At 59.0% G+C, this 13,351-nt stretch carries 15 protein-coding genes; 5 read left to right on the plus strand and 10 right to left on the minus strand.

Going from position 1 to position 13,351, the window contains the following annotated elements:
- The 6 genes from KW830_RS01855 to KW830_RS01880 form a co-directional block, all read right to left on the minus strand.
- Nucleotides 1-1,056 (minus strand): ABC transporter ATP-binding protein, encoded by a 1,056-nt coding sequence (locus KW830_RS01855; RefSeq protein WP_218331810.1) that lies wholly within the window; start codon nucleotides 1,054-1,056, stop codon nucleotides 1-3.
- A complete protein-coding gene (locus KW830_RS01860; protein WP_218331811.1) occupies nucleotides 1,046-1,846 on the minus strand; it encodes an ABC transporter permease in 801 nt (266 codons plus the stop codon). The genes KW830_RS01855 and KW830_RS01860 overlap by 11 nt, the downstream gene beginning before the upstream one ends.
- Nucleotides 1,847-1,848: 2 nt before the next feature.
- The gene (locus tag KW830_RS01865; RefSeq protein WP_218331812.1) at nucleotides 1,849-2,682 is read right to left on the minus strand and encodes an ABC transporter permease; all 834 of its coding nucleotides are present in this window, start codon (nucleotides 2,680-2,682) and stop codon (nucleotides 1,849-1,851) included.
- An 18-nt stretch (nucleotides 2,683-2,700) separates the two neighbouring features.
- On the minus strand, nucleotides 2,701-3,714 hold the full coding sequence (locus tag KW830_RS01870; protein WP_218331813.1) for an ABC transporter substrate-binding protein: 1,014 nt from the start codon (nucleotides 3,712-3,714) through the stop codon (nucleotides 2,701-2,703).
- A 36-nt stretch (nucleotides 3,715-3,750) separates the two neighbouring features.
- Nucleotides 3,751-4,749: a LacI family DNA-binding transcriptional regulator gene (locus KW830_RS01875; protein ID WP_218331814.1), complete on the minus strand. Its 999-nt coding sequence runs from the start codon at nucleotides 4,747-4,749 to the stop codon at nucleotides 3,751-3,753.
- 464 nt (nucleotides 4,750-5,213) lie between these two features.
- Entirely contained in the window at nucleotides 5,214-5,879 is a 666-nt protein-coding gene (locus KW830_RS01880) for an NAD(P)H-binding protein (RefSeq protein WP_218331815.1), read from the minus strand.
- 528 nt (nucleotides 5,880-6,407) lie between these two features.
- Here KW830_RS01880 and KW830_RS01885 point away from each other — a divergent pair.
- From KW830_RS01885 to KW830_RS01895, 3 genes are all read left to right on the plus strand, one after another.
- Nucleotides 6,408-6,974: a hypothetical protein gene (locus tag KW830_RS01885; RefSeq protein ID WP_218331816.1), complete on the plus strand. Its 567-nt coding sequence runs from the start codon at nucleotides 6,408-6,410 to the stop codon at nucleotides 6,972-6,974.
- 65 nt (nucleotides 6,975-7,039) lie between these two features.
- Nucleotides 7,040-7,597, plus strand: a complete 558-nt coding sequence (locus KW830_RS01890) for an HNH endonuclease (RefSeq protein WP_218331817.1) — start codon at nucleotides 7,040-7,042, stop codon at nucleotides 7,595-7,597.
- Between the two features lie 610 nt (nucleotides 7,598-8,207).
- A complete protein-coding gene (locus tag KW830_RS01895) occupies nucleotides 8,208-8,657 on the plus strand; it encodes a hypothetical protein (protein ID WP_218331819.1) in 450 nt (149 codons plus the stop codon).
- Between the two features lie 268 nt (nucleotides 8,658-8,925).
- Here the strand turns inward: KW830_RS01895 and KW830_RS01900 are convergent, their stop codons facing one another.
- The 4 genes from KW830_RS01900 to KW830_RS01915 form a co-directional block, all read right to left on the minus strand.
- On the minus strand, nucleotides 8,926-9,834 hold the full coding sequence (locus KW830_RS01900) for an alpha/beta hydrolase (RefSeq protein ID WP_255578035.1): 909 nt from the start codon (nucleotides 9,832-9,834) through the stop codon (nucleotides 8,926-8,928).
- A 231-nt stretch (nucleotides 9,835-10,065) separates the two neighbouring features.
- A complete protein-coding gene (locus tag KW830_RS01905) occupies nucleotides 10,066-10,506 on the minus strand; it encodes a hypothetical protein (protein WP_218331820.1) in 441 nt (146 codons plus the stop codon).
- Nucleotides 10,507-10,867: 361 nt separating this feature from the next.
- A complete protein-coding gene (locus KW830_RS01910; RefSeq protein WP_218331821.1) occupies nucleotides 10,868-11,146 on the minus strand; it encodes a hypothetical protein in 279 nt (92 codons plus the stop codon).
- A gap of 155 nt (nucleotides 11,147-11,301) precedes the next feature.
- Nucleotides 11,302-11,439 carry a phage integrase N-terminal SAM-like domain-containing protein gene (locus KW830_RS01915; RefSeq protein ID WP_370626072.1) on the minus strand — a complete coding sequence of 46 codons (138 nt, stop codon included), beginning with the start codon at nucleotides 11,437-11,439 and terminating at the stop codon, nucleotides 11,302-11,304.
- Nucleotides 11,440-11,494: 55 nt separating this feature from the next.
- Here KW830_RS01915 and KW830_RS01920 point away from each other — a divergent pair, with 55 nt between their 5' ends.
- The gene (locus tag KW830_RS01920) at nucleotides 11,495-11,824 is read left to right on the plus strand and encodes a hypothetical protein (protein WP_218331822.1); all 330 of its coding nucleotides are present in this window, start codon (nucleotides 11,495-11,497) and stop codon (nucleotides 11,822-11,824) included.
- 804 nt (nucleotides 11,825-12,628) lie between these two features.
- Nucleotides 12,629-13,219, plus strand: coding sequence for a hypothetical protein (locus KW830_RS01925; RefSeq protein ID WP_218331823.1), 591 nt, complete (start codon nucleotides 12,629-12,631; stop codon nucleotides 13,217-13,219).
- The last annotated feature ends 132 nt before the right edge of the window (nucleotides 13,220-13,351 follow it).

Here is a 13,351-nt window from a genome sequence, read left to right on the forward strand (position 1 = left end):
TCAAACGCGGCTGGCCATCCAGTGGTGGTGGGCGATCTGGATGCCGACCAGGTCACCGGCGTGGGCGGCATGGTCACGGCCCACATCGGCAATCAAGGGGTTGTGCCCGCCAACGTTCAGCGTCAACTGGACGCGATCGCCCAGGAACACACGGCGAGACACCGCACAGGTGACGGCGCCAGCGGTGCCTGCAGCGCAGACTTCGATGTCCTCCGGGCGTAGCAGCACTTGCGCAGCCCCTGCACAGAAATCCGGGCAGTGCAGCACCACATCGCCCAGCATGATCTGGTTGTGGGCGAGCAGTTCGCCGCTGCGCTCCAGCTGATTCACACGTCCCAGGAACGTGGCCACAAAGGGATGGGAGGGATGGCGGTAGAGGCTTTCCCCATCGCCGATCTGCAGAATCTGTCCTGCTTTCATCACCGCCATCCGGTCTGCAATGGCCATCGCTTCTTGCTGATCGTGGGTGACGTGCACTGCCGTGATGCGCAACTGCCGCAGAAGCTGGGCCAGTTCATCCCGCAGTGTTTCCTTCAGCTTGGCATCCAAGGCCGTCAGCGGCTCGTCCAGCAGCAGTACGCGGGGCTTGGAGGCCACGGCCCGCGCCAGCGCCACACGCTGGCGCTGACCGCCCGACAGTTCTGCCGGGCGCTTGTGTTCCAGGCCGTTCAGACGCACCAGATCCACCAGCTCGCCGACTGTGCGGCGCTGTTCCTCGGCGGAGGCGCCGCGAATGCGCAAGCCATAGCCGATATTGGCCTGGACACTCATCTGCGGGAACAGGGCGTAGTGCTGAAACACCATGCCGACCTCACGCTGCTCGATCGGCATGTGCGTGACGTCCTGGCTGCCAAAGCCGATGTAGCTGCCTGCATCCGCGCTCTCCAGGCCGGCAATGATGCGCAGCAAGGTCGTCTTGCCGCACCCCGAAGGCCCGAGCAGCGCGAGCACTTCTCCAGGCTCTACATGCAGGTCGGTGGGTTGCAGCCCACGCGTTCCGTCGGCGTACGTTTTGGCGCATTGGCGGATGTCAATGCTGGTGCTTTTATTTTCCATAGTGCTTTTCAATAACGTGACCAATCGCTTGCAGAGCCCACATCACAGGCAGGATGACGATCAGAAAAATAATGGTGTAGGCCGAGCCAATTTCGAGGCGCATGGAGGCGTAGCTGTCCGCCAGACCCACGGGCAAGGTGCGCGTCAAAGGGGTGTGCAACATCCAAGTCAGGTTGAATTCACCGACGGACAAGGTGAAAACCATGAGGCACGCGGCAACGATGGCCGGAAGCACGGCGGGAATGAGGATGCCGACAAAGCGCTGGCAGAAGGACGCCCCCAGTGAACGTGCCGCTTCTTCCAGCGAAACAAGCTCCTGCCTGCGAAAGGCAGAGCCCACCATGCGCACCATGAAGGGCAGGGTGAAGATCACATGGCCCACCAGAATGAACGCAAAGCTCTGGCGGAAGTGGGTGACGCTGCCATAGGCCAGCAGCAGTGCCAAGGCGCTTGCCAAACCAGGAATGGCCACAGGCAGCGTCAGCAGCTCTTCAAAATGGCGGGCCCAGGGCGAGCGGCTGCGCGCCAGGGCATAGGCACACGGAACGCCCAGAATCAATGCGAGCACCACGCAGGCGCATGCAATGAACAAGGACATGAGTACCGTATTGCCATAGCCTGTCCAGACTTCAAGCAACCAGCGCCTCGTGAAGCCGCTGGAGATACCCTGGCTGTAATTGACCACCACGCCCGCCAGAATGGACAGCAGCATGGGTGCCAGCATGAAGGCGGTGACGACCAGTGTCACGGCCCACATGAGTGGTGGCATTTTTTGAGAAGTGCGGTGCATGGTCAGACCCCCGATGCATTCGGCCCTGCAAAGCGTCGGGCCAGCCAGAGCACCAGCCAGGTAATCAGCCCCAGGCTGATGGACAAGCTGGCTGCCAGTGCGAAATTGGCGTAGTTGGTGAATTCGTTGTAGATGCTGATGGGCAGCACCTCAAACTTGCTGGACAAGGTGAAGGCCGTGCCAAAAGCCCCAATGGCCGTGGCAAACACGATGGCACTGCAAGCCATGGTGGTGGGCATCAGCTGCGGCCACCACACATCACGTGCAACGGCCCAGCCGCGGGCACCCAAAGAGCGGGCGGCTTCCTCCAAGTGGGCATCCATGGCTTCTGCTGCGGCCGTGTACGAAGCGATGGCGCGCGGCAGCGAGAAATACAGATAGCCCAGAAACAATCCCCAGAATCCATAGGCAAAGGTGATGCGCTCCATGCCCAGGGCGGCGGAGATATCGGCCACCACGCCTTGCCGGCCCCCCACCAAAATGATGAAGAAGCCGATGATGACCCCAGGGAACGACAGGGGCAGCGTCAGCAATGACAGCAGCAGGCCTCGCCCTGTAAAACGGCTGCGGGCCATGGCAATGCCCATGATGGCCCCGATGAGCAAGGTGGCCAACGTGACCAGCAGGGACAGTCCGACGGTCTGCAACAGGCTTTGCAGATACAGCACATCGGTGAACGTGGCGAAGTAGGTCTTCCAACCCTCCCTGGCTGGCAAGGCAATCAACATCACGGCGGGAAGCAGCCAGAATGCGGCAAAGAACGCCACAGCAGGGGCACTGCAGGCAATCAAAAGGAAACGGGGAGAGACAGAGCCCGAAATACTGTGGCGCGTCATGAATCAGCCTCGTGTTCCTTAGCGCACTTCACGCAGATAGCGTGTCGAGAAGCTCTTCTGCACCTCGGCCATCTTGCGGTAGTCAACGGACTTGGCGCGTGCATATTCCGATGCCGGCAGGAAGTGGCTGGCCACTTCCTTGGGCATCTTCACGTCACGAACGGGGCGAAGGTAGGCATTGGCCCACAGCGACTGTCCTTTGTCCGAGAGCACGTAGTCCAGAACCTTCTTGCCGTTTTCAGCGTTGGGAGAGTTTTTGACCAGGCTCATGACATAGGGCATGACCACGGTGCCCTCTTGGGGAATGACAAATTCCACATTCGCGTGGTCTTTGTATTTGGCCCGGTAGGCGTTGAAGTCGTAGTCCAGCAAGATGCCAAACTCTCCCGACAGCAGACGTGCGTACGAGGTCTGTTTGGGAACAATCGGCTCGTTCTTCTGGAGCTGCTTGAAATAGTTCAACGCCGGGGTGAAGTTGTCCATGCTTCCGCCCATGGCCTCATTCACGGCGACGGCGCCCACATAGCCCACGAACGCAGACGACGGGTCCAGGTAGGCAATCAGCCCTTTGTATTCAGGCTTGAGCAGGTCCGCCCAGGACTTGGGTACAGGCTTGTTGCCCAGGGCTGCCTTGTTGACCATGAAGCCCAGGGTGCCGGAGTGGATGGTGAACCATTCCCCCTTGGGGTCCTTCAAGCCATCCGGAATCTCATTCCATGTGGCGGGCTTGTAGGCCGTCACCACACCATCCTTTTGCGCCTGGATGGCGAACGTCACGCCCACATACGTGACGTCTGCCACCGGGCTGGATTTCTCGGCCACCAGCTGCGCCAGCGATTGGCCGGAGTTCTTGTTGTCCGGCGGGACGGTAATGCCCGTATCTGCCTTGATGGCCTTGATCTGGCTGCCCCAGTCCGCCCACTCAGGAGGGCAGTTGTAGCAAATGGCGTTTTGGGCCAGCACGGCACCGCACATCGTGGTGGCAGCCGCCATCACGACCAGGGCACGAAAGTTCGCTTTACGCAAAGACATCAGATTTCCTCGGTTGGTAAAAGTAAAAGCACCGCCTCACAGCGGCAAAGGTGAGCAAGATTCCCCGGCACGCCAGCCGTATGGCAGCTGCACGCTGTGCGAAGGCAGAAGCGGAATGCCATCCGTCAGTGCGTTGCACAGAAGCGCCACGCACTGCTGGCCAATGGCCTCATTGGGTTGTGTGATGGATGCGAGCGAGGGGGTGAGGTCGCGGCCCAGGCCTATGCCGTCAAACCCCACGACGCACAGATCCTGGGGGACGCGCAATCCGGCCAACGTGGCTGCGCGGATGCTGCGAATGGCAATCACGTCATTGCTGCACACCAGGGCCGTCGGCTTGGTGGTCTTCATCAGGTCCTGCTGCAGGTGCTCCAGTGCCTGTTCGGCAAATGGCAGCTCCCAGACGGGCAATGGCGACAGGTTCTGCGCCTGCATGCCCTCCACATAGCCTTTGCAGCGCTGTTGGGCACGGTCAGAGGCATGCAACTGGCCCGTGACCATGCCAATGCGCTGGTGTCCTGCGGCATGCAGGCGCTCAATCAGCTGGAAAATCGCACCATGGTTGTCGACGGAGATGCAGGTGTGCTCCTGCGCCTGGTTGTACGCCAGCACATAAGGCAATTTCGTTTGCTGGGTGCGCTGCAAGACCTGGGAGGTGGCCGGGTTGGACACCACCAGGATCAGCCCTTCCACCCCGGCATTCAGCAACCGCTCCGCTGCTGCGGCCTCCCGCTCCGGGTTGTATTCCGTCGTCGTCAGAACAATGGCATACCCACGTGTTTCCGCTTCTTCCGCAATGCCTTGCAGGCACTGGGCAAACACGGGATTGGCCAAGGTGGGCAGCATGACCCCCAGCACTTTGTTGCGGCGGGTCCGCAAGGTGCGGGCGCTGCTGTTGGGCACATAGCCCAGCTCATGCGCTGCACGCAGAACGGTGTTGCAGGTCTGTGCATTGACAATGCTGGGGTTGTTGAAAACCCGCGATACCGTTGCGACCGATGTCCCCGCACGCCGCGCCACTTCTGCAATGCTCATGAATGAAATCGTTTTCTGTAAACGTTTTCATTTCACCCGTCGCACATGACATGGGGGTGATGTTTTCAAGAAGCTTTTGTGACACGGCCTCGATTGCGTCCGCCCACCCTTGCTGCGCAGCGAAGCGACGACAGTGGCGGGTGACCGGTAGGATGCAGGCGCCTGGCCCTTGGCGCAAAGCCATGGACGCCGCGCTCACCGGTTGGAGCAGGGCAGTCCACTTGGCAGCGGGTGGTGTCGATGGTGCCGATGAAGTAGATAGCGTCGATGGCAGCTTGGCGCGCACAGCGGCTTCTTGGGCCGTTCCCGCTGCGCGCCAGCCGCCGGCCTGAAGCGTGCGCGAATCAGGCCATCTTCCCGGAGATGCCTGTTTTCAGGCCAAGTCAGCCAACCGCGCCAGCTGGGGGGGGGGAGGTTGGAGACCCCTTCAGCGAGGCCTCTCCCATGCTTTCACCGGGCTGTGCTCATGGGGCTGGGGTGCCCAGCCGAATCAATGCGTCAGAGGGCAGCTCCACGATGCCTTGTGTAGCAGGAACGCTGCGCACCAGTGCCAAAGCAACTGCCCGTGCATGTACGGGCCGATAGGTGCCCGGCAGAATGGGTGCGAGCAGCTTGGCCACCGGAATCGCAATCCGCTCGCCCAGCCGTGCAGGCTGATTCAGATGCTCTCGTGTGTCGAGCAGCAGAGAAGGGCGCGCGATCACCAAGCCCTCAAAGCCCAAGGTCTTGAGCGCATCTTCCAGCTTACCTTTGGTGCGGTTGTAGAACACGGACGATGTGGAATCGGCACCGGCCGCACTGACCACCCCCACGCGGCGCGCACCGGCGGCCACCGCTGCCACCGCCACCGCAAGATTGGCATCCAGGTCGACGGCGCGGAATGCGGCCTGGCTGCCTGCCACCTTGATCGTTGTTCCCAGTGCCAGATACACCTCGTCCACCTGCGGCAGCGCGGGTAGCGTCTGAAAGTCGACAAGATGCACGCGCAGCTTGGGGTGGCTGATACGCAGCGCCCTGCGGCTCAAGGCATGCACCGTCGTGACCTGCGGGTCGGCCAGCAGCGCTTCGATCATCAAGCCACCGACCAGGCCCGTAGCCCCAGCCAGCAGTACGGTTCGTTGTGTGTGCATAAGGTTTCCCTCAGTTCAGGCGCATGGACTGGCGTGCGCCGTCGGGTGTCTGCCCGGTCCAGTCATGGAACGTGCGATAGAAGGATCATTGTCACTTGTTGGCGGCAGGGCTTTCGCCTGTGGCGTTTGAACAGACCTTCGCGACGTCCGCTAGCGACCCTGAGCCGCCACCCAGCTAGCAGCTCGAAAGCCGTCACTCATTGGCGAGCATGGACTGAAAACCTCGACTTCCTGCAGCCCAATGCCACGCGAGTCCGCAAACCGTGCCATTGCACATAGGCATGCTCCGTGCGTAGGCTATAGTGCATTGTTACAAATGTGCTCGCGGATCTGATTCAACAACCGTGTGGCGCGTAACACAGGAGAGGCGGCGGGTTTCATGGCTGAATTTAGTACTGTATTTTCGTCCAGCGCACCTTCCGCAAGGCCTGGCTACAAGCCCCTTGCGGCATTTTTTGCGTGCCAATTTAGACCGCAAGCGCCAGATATGGCCTGCGGCTTGGTGCGGTCTACATTACGTTAGCCGTCATGGATGCATCGACCATCGCTCCGGTAGTAGCCGCCCTTGCTGCGCTTGGTGGGGTTGCGCTGACCGCCTACGTTCAGTCGCGCAACCAAGCGAGAAATCAAACGTTCCTTGCAACATCGGATTCCGACAAGCATCTCCGAGAACAGCGGACTCGCGATCGCCAGGACTCTTTAAACCGGCTTGCGCTAATGCACAAGTTGGTGAGTAAGCTTCAACGCGAGTTCTCCATTACGAACCTCGACATCTTGTGGCGAGCGAAGACTACGGAGGAGGCTTATGACAACCGCTATCTTGCGATCTGTGGTGAGGCTGATGAACTGCGGGCACTTGCCCATCTGCACGAGCCAGCGATCCATGATGAGGTGGAGAGGTTGCATGGTCAAATGAATATTTTTTGGGGAAACTTTAAGAATGTTCTTTATCAGTCTTTGAAGGGCGAGAATGTCGACCATCGTTCTTCCTGCCTTTCGGAGGCACATGCGGCGGCGATGGAGGTTGGTAAGTTGGGTGAGGCGGTCAAACGGCACTTGTCAGAGCGTGTCCGGAAGGTGCGAGATGACGGCTAACCCTTCCATCGAGAGGACGTCACCCGGCAAGCCGGGCGCCACCTCTTATTTCAAACGTTAGAGCTATGGCGATTTACAACACCCCGTCTGACGCCGCAAACACCGCTGTTCGGTCGTTCCTTACGTCCGTGGGCGAGCACTATCTCGGTCGCAGGTTCAATACAGGGATTGGCTATGGCAAGGCAACCTGGGCTCAGATCTGCTCTGAGTTCAACAGGGCGTGCGCCTATTGCGAGCAACCTGGCCAGCTTCAAATAGAACATTTGCTCATGTTTAACCGCACGGAGTATGGGTTGCACCATCCAGGGAACCTGGTACCGGTGTGCAAGACCTGCAACAAGCGCTGCCGCAATGAAGCGAATTGCTATGTTTCCTGGCAGGAGCACCTTACGCAGGTTTGCGCTGGACAGTCACCCGGCACAGCGGAGCGCAGGAAAGCAAGGATCCTTGAGCACATGAGTCGCTACAAGTATCCGGAACTCAACGAGCAAGAGAAGCACGCAATCCGCGTCATCGCGGAAGCTCTTTATGACAACATCAAGTCGGAGTCGGAAAAGGCTCTCACCATGTACCGCAAGCTGGATAAAGCGTTTGTGCGCAAAGAGTCCGGAGGCTCGGTCTAACAATTCATTCAAGCCGACGCCGCTTCGTGGCGCGGCTTAATTCAGGCGTTGAATGTCTGCTTCTTGACTCCATCAGCGGCGGCTCCTGGCCGGGAACAGACCTCCGCGACGTCCGCTAGCGACCCTGAGCCGCCACACAGTTAGAAGTTCGAAAGCCGTCACCCATTGGCCAACATGCCCTGAAAAACCTCGACTTCCTGCAGCCCCATGTCTCGCGACGCTGCAAACCGTGCCATTGCACACACAGCCGCACCAATTGCAGGTAGGCATGCTCCGTGCGTAGGATATAGTGCTTGTTACAAATTCGATCGCGGATCTGATTCAGCAACCGCGTGGTGCGTAATACAGGAGAGGCGACGGGTTCATAGCTAAATTCGGTACTGAATTTTCATTCAAAACACCTGCCACCGAGTCAGGCGACAAGTCTGTTGCGGCTCTTTTTGCATGCCAATTTAGACCGCAAGCGCCAGACTGAATTTCGTTCTTCTATCAATCAACAATAGTTTTGCTGCTCCTTCGAAACAGCGGCTATCCATGAATGCGCCCTGACCATTCATTCCAGCGGGCCGCCTCCCGCGGCCGCTGAATTCAAATCCTGGGCGTAAAGAACATGCCAACTCAACCACCCAAGCTCATCGCTATCAACCACGACGACTATGCAGCGGCATTCGTCGGACAAACGGCAGACGGTCGTCAGTTCTTCCTGACGACACCGTTTGAGCCTGCAATCAGAGGGAAAGCGGGGGAAGAATTCGTTGCGCTCTACCTGTTCGACAAGAAAGGGGCGCTTGTCGAAGCCAAGATCGACAGTTTCGGCCCTCGCGATGCCATGGATGAAGCTGCGCGCCAAGCGTCTCACAAGAAGCTTTTGTCCGAGATAGAGCCGGTGAAGTACCAAAGAATCAGCGTGGCACCGTTCTCGGTCGACAGGTTCGGCACCACCTTTGGCTTGGTTCTTCGCACACCCGAAGATGAAGAGGATGACTGGGCCGTTGAGGCGCAACCGGGCAACTACATGGCGTTCTTCGAGCCTTGGGACAGTGGTGACTATGACACCTGACCCGCACGTAACGCCTGACCCTGCCATCGAGCGCACCCGCCTAAGGCAGGCCGCTCATTTCAAGCGTTGAATGTCTGCTTCTTGATTCCATCAGCGACGGCTCATGGCCGTAGCCATAGCGGTCACCACCGGCCGGATGGCCTCCGCCAGAACCGGTGCTGCAGATAGAGGCGACGGCATGCCCGGCATGTCCTTGCACTGCGTGGCCGGGCTCCATTGGTCTGTGGCCAAGTGCTCAATGGCCGGAAAGCGGTCGTACCCGCTCGCCTTATGTCTGAGGCAGTGATTCCCCGCGCACAAAAGCTACCACGGTCGGCAGTATCGGGGCCAACCAGCGCAGAGGGCGGGCCAGGGCTGCGACGGTCGTCACGTGGCCTATGCGGTCAAAGATCCGCATCTCCACCTCGCTGCCCGCAGCCCGCAACCGGTTCGCCAGGCCGACGGTGTTGCGCTGCGCATCTACCACGGTGTCGTTGCGCGCGGCCAGCAGCAAGGTGCGGGGAGCTTTGGCGTTGGCGTGGAAGATGGGTTGGGAGTTGGCCGGGGTGTGCGGCCAGCTGAAGGCAAGCTGTACCTCGGGGTCGACAATCGGCAAAAAGTCGTACGGCCCGGCCAGACCAATCCAGCCCGCCAGGCGATCAGGGGTCAAGTCCAAAGGCGCCAGCCAACGCGGGTCCAGTGCGAGCATGGCAGCGTTGTAAGCCCCGGCGGAATGGCCCATCACCATCACCCGCTCGGGGTTGCCTCCCAGGCTGGCGGCATGCGACAAGGTCCATTGCAGGGCCAAAGCACAATCACCCAGAAAACCGTCGTAGTGCACATGGGGACTCAGCCGATAGTCGGCCACCACAGCGATGATGCCGTTGGCTGCCAGGGCTTCGCCCACGAAACGATACATGGCCCGCTCGCCGCTCGTCCAGTTGCCGCCGTATAGAAACAGCACCACCGGTGCATTGCCGGGCACGGTATCCGTGGCTGGCTGGTACACATCCAGCAGATGCCGCGGATCGGGCCCGTAGGACACGCCGGTGGGGCCGTGGTAGGTGTCATGGGGCACCAGATGGTCGAGCACCTGGGCACCGGAACAGCCTGACACCAAAGCCGCGACGACCGACCCGATGCCCATGAGGCCTATGCGGCGGTTCATCGGTGTGGAAAGCTTGGAAAAGATAGGCATGCAGTCCATGCGTCATTTAGTGGCTTTTGGATTCACACGTGTACTTCAACGTGGGGCTAGTGCTGAAACCGAAACATCCACCAACCGCTAAGAGCCGCTCTCCGCGACACATTGCTGACCGGTATCTCCGCCCACAGCCCAAGGGCTTCTGCCAGCCTTACCACCACACCACCTCATGACACTCCCCGGCCGCTCAAGCTTGCGCGCAGGATCTCTGCGGGGGGAGTGCGCTCACACCTTGGCGAGGAAGGCCGCCGCATCACCTGCTTCACACTTCCAGTCTGCGAAGACCCCCACCAGATTGCATTCCACGCAGTGGCAAGCGATGTAGTACCAGCGCACGTCATGTGTGCCCTCGTACACGGAGACGCCGGACACCAGCTCGAACACCTCGTTCTCGCACACGCACTCGTGCGCCTCGGGGGCGGCCTCTTCAATGTGGTCCGCGCTGTCGCCCATCAGGTGTTCCTGCCCGCAGTCGGTGCAGGTGCGGATTGCCACGCCGGCTTCCTCATCCGTCTGCAGCGCAAAAGTCCGGCTCCCGCAATTGCATTTGGACGATGCAAACCGGACGGCCTCATAGCCATTCGCAATGCTGTAGCTGCGCAGCTCGGCTTGGGTGTCGCCGGACGTGGTCCCGTACCAGAACTCGCCCTTTTTCGTCAGTGCCATTGATGCTGTTCCATTCTTCAAGGTGGGCTTCCCGGCAGACCTGACGCCAAGCTTGCCCCAATCCTCTGGATTTTGCCTGAAGGCACGGTGAATCGCCGCCAATGGGCCGGGCCGGCGCGGGGTGGTCTCCAACAAGGGCTATGGGCTGCGGAAATCCTGGAATGCCGATTCTGGAAGATTGCAGCCAGAGGCCCTCCAGTTCGGCTGTTGATCGCCGCCGACATGCGGTGTTGAAACCCCCGCGTCAGCTCTCAGCTGGAGGCATGCGGCTAAGCAGCCTTCGCGAACGGCTGATTCTGGCCGAGAAGAGGCCTCCGCGACGTCCGCTAGCGACCCATGCCAGCCTTTCAAACCAGAACTGTCAAGTGGCGGCTATCCAATGAAGTTCAACTTGGTCTACTTCAATTGACTGAGGATGGGTACCACTCCATTCCTGAATTTCGTTCGCGTTGATTACTGGGCGCGGAAATGAACCTGCCGCCTGACTCAGTTCGGGGTGAGTCCGCGTCGCAATGCCACACGCTTTTTTCGCCGCCGCATCGGCACTTTCGGCCTCAACGAAGCCCGAAATTTCGCAGTTGAACTTCATCCCTCTGACGTGAAATCCTTCACCAAAGAGCCAGATTTGCCAAATTTTCATGGTTGATGTGGATGTCGAGTTTCGACCGAATTGAGTGTCGTCAACCAAGGCTGTTTGTGGCCGTCTCCTGAGGCAGGTTGCGACCCTGAACTGCCATCCAGCTAGAAGCTCGAAAGCCGTCACTCATTGGCCAGCATGGACAGAAAAATTTCTATTTACTGCCCCCCATCTCGCAAATGCCGCAAACCGTTCCATTTCGCAAACAGGCGCATCCATTGCACATAGGCCTGCTCGGTGCGCGGGCTATAGTGTTGGTAGCGAATTCGCCCACGGACCTGCTCCAGCAACCGCAAGCGCCAGATATGGCCTGCGTCTTGGTGCGTTCTACATTACGTTAGGCCACTCAAAATGTCCGTTTACATCCTCAGGTTCTTCTTTGATCCCGGCAGCGGCATTTGCCTTTGGGCAGCGAATGACGCTGCTAGGGATAAATGGGATTACCCCATAGATACACGGGATCTTCCTCTTCCGGAGAACACGTGGCGCTTTGCCTATCACCTATGCAGCTGGTTCGACACGAGCATTGATTGGACGTATCCGCCTGATCCATCCCCGTGGGATGCCGCGGAGCGCGACCGATTCAATAATGCGGCCCAACAATTTCTAGAGACGCTGCGTGGTCAACTTGGCACCGACTTTGACGTAGTTGATGAGTCCGCCACGTCGGCCGCGGCCTAACAATTCATTCAAACCGACGCCGCTTCGATGTGCTGCTTAACTTAGGCGTTGAATGTCTGCTTCTTGATTCCATCAGCGACGGCTAATGGCCGAACTCAGTCGGTCACGAGCGGTGCAATGTCGTAAAACGACCCACTGCAGCCGTTCACGCCGCGCCGACCAGTGACTGCTGAGCAGTGGTTGCCGTCATTAGCACTATTCTGTCGAACAGGTGATTTGGGACCTGTGTCGACGTTGGGGAATGCAACCCAAAAGCTGCCGTTCATTCGCTACCCGCTGCCTGACCGTCCAAGAGCGTGCTGTTTGAGTGCGCTGTCCAAGCTTCAAAGCGAGCTATAGTTCGCTTTGTTAACACCTGCGGGTTTCAAGGTTTTTTGTCCCTGATGTTTAAACAGGCAATCGCCTGCAAAACCATGCTGCGGCCCACTTCCAGGAGAAACCAGTGCTCAGAGTACCCCGTACGGGCCAATTTAGCTCGAAAGTTTTTGCTGGATACATCACGTTAGGCATCACACAAAAATAAGCATGCGCCTTATCAGCCCTCGACAAAACTCACTACTGGCGTTGGTACTCACTGTGCTTGCTTGCGTATCCGTCGACGCAGCTGAAACAGCAAGTCCAGTAGTGTCAGGGGCATGCACCCCAAAGCCTCTCCCAAAGAGCCCAACCGTTGTCCGCGGGCCAGCAAATGCCGCGAGCTCTCAGGCGGACTCGACGCCCAGCCAGACTGTTGTCGTCTACTGCTCTGCTCCAGTACCTCCCAAGTCGTCGCCCAATGCATCTGCACCTGTTGGCGATGGCGATGTGAGTCCCTGGCTCGACTTCTGGAGCAAAGTGATTACGGCGCTTTCTTGGCCCCTGGTTGCCGCAATCGCGGCGTGGCGACTCACACCACACCTTCAGGGAAAACTGAAGGACCTTACGAAAGTGAAGGCAGGCCCGGTGGAAGCTGAGTTTTCGAAGCAGGTCGAGGAGCTGCGCAAGGAAGTTGAGGAGAAAGTTCCAGGAGCTAGAGCAGCCCGAACGTTCAGCGATGATGAAGCAAGATTGCTGGAACTCGCCAAAGTTTCTCCACGCTCCGCAATCATCGAGGCTTGGCGGAACGTTGAACTTTCGGCAGCGCGAGCTGTCGAGCTCCGACTTTCCCGCCGAGAGACTTCAGCAAGTGTCACGTCCTTGCGGACTCCACTGAATCCAACCGCACTGGGCCGTGAGTTGGGGTTGCTAGAAATCCTCGATGGTCAGCAGATTTCCTTATTTCATGAACTTCGGATGCTTAGGAATAAGGCAACTCACTCTGAAGAGTTCGAGATCGACTTTGAAGCGGTGAACAACTACATCCAGCTTGCGCAATCTCTAAGGCAAATTCTTCAGAATGCCGAGAGTGATATCTAAACCCTCATTCCAGCGGACCGCCCCTTCGGCGGCTGCTGAATTCAAACGTTGAGCGTTCGCTTGCAGCAGCCACCACTGGCTGCTTCTGGCCGAAAGCAGGCAGGCCTGCTCACCACCGTCACTGAATCGCCT

It is taken from the genome of Comamonas sp. CMM03 (assembly GCF_019218715.1).
Taxonomy (GTDB): domain Bacteria; phylum Pseudomonadota; class Gammaproteobacteria; order Burkholderiales; family Burkholderiaceae_C; genus Comamonas; species Comamonas terrigena.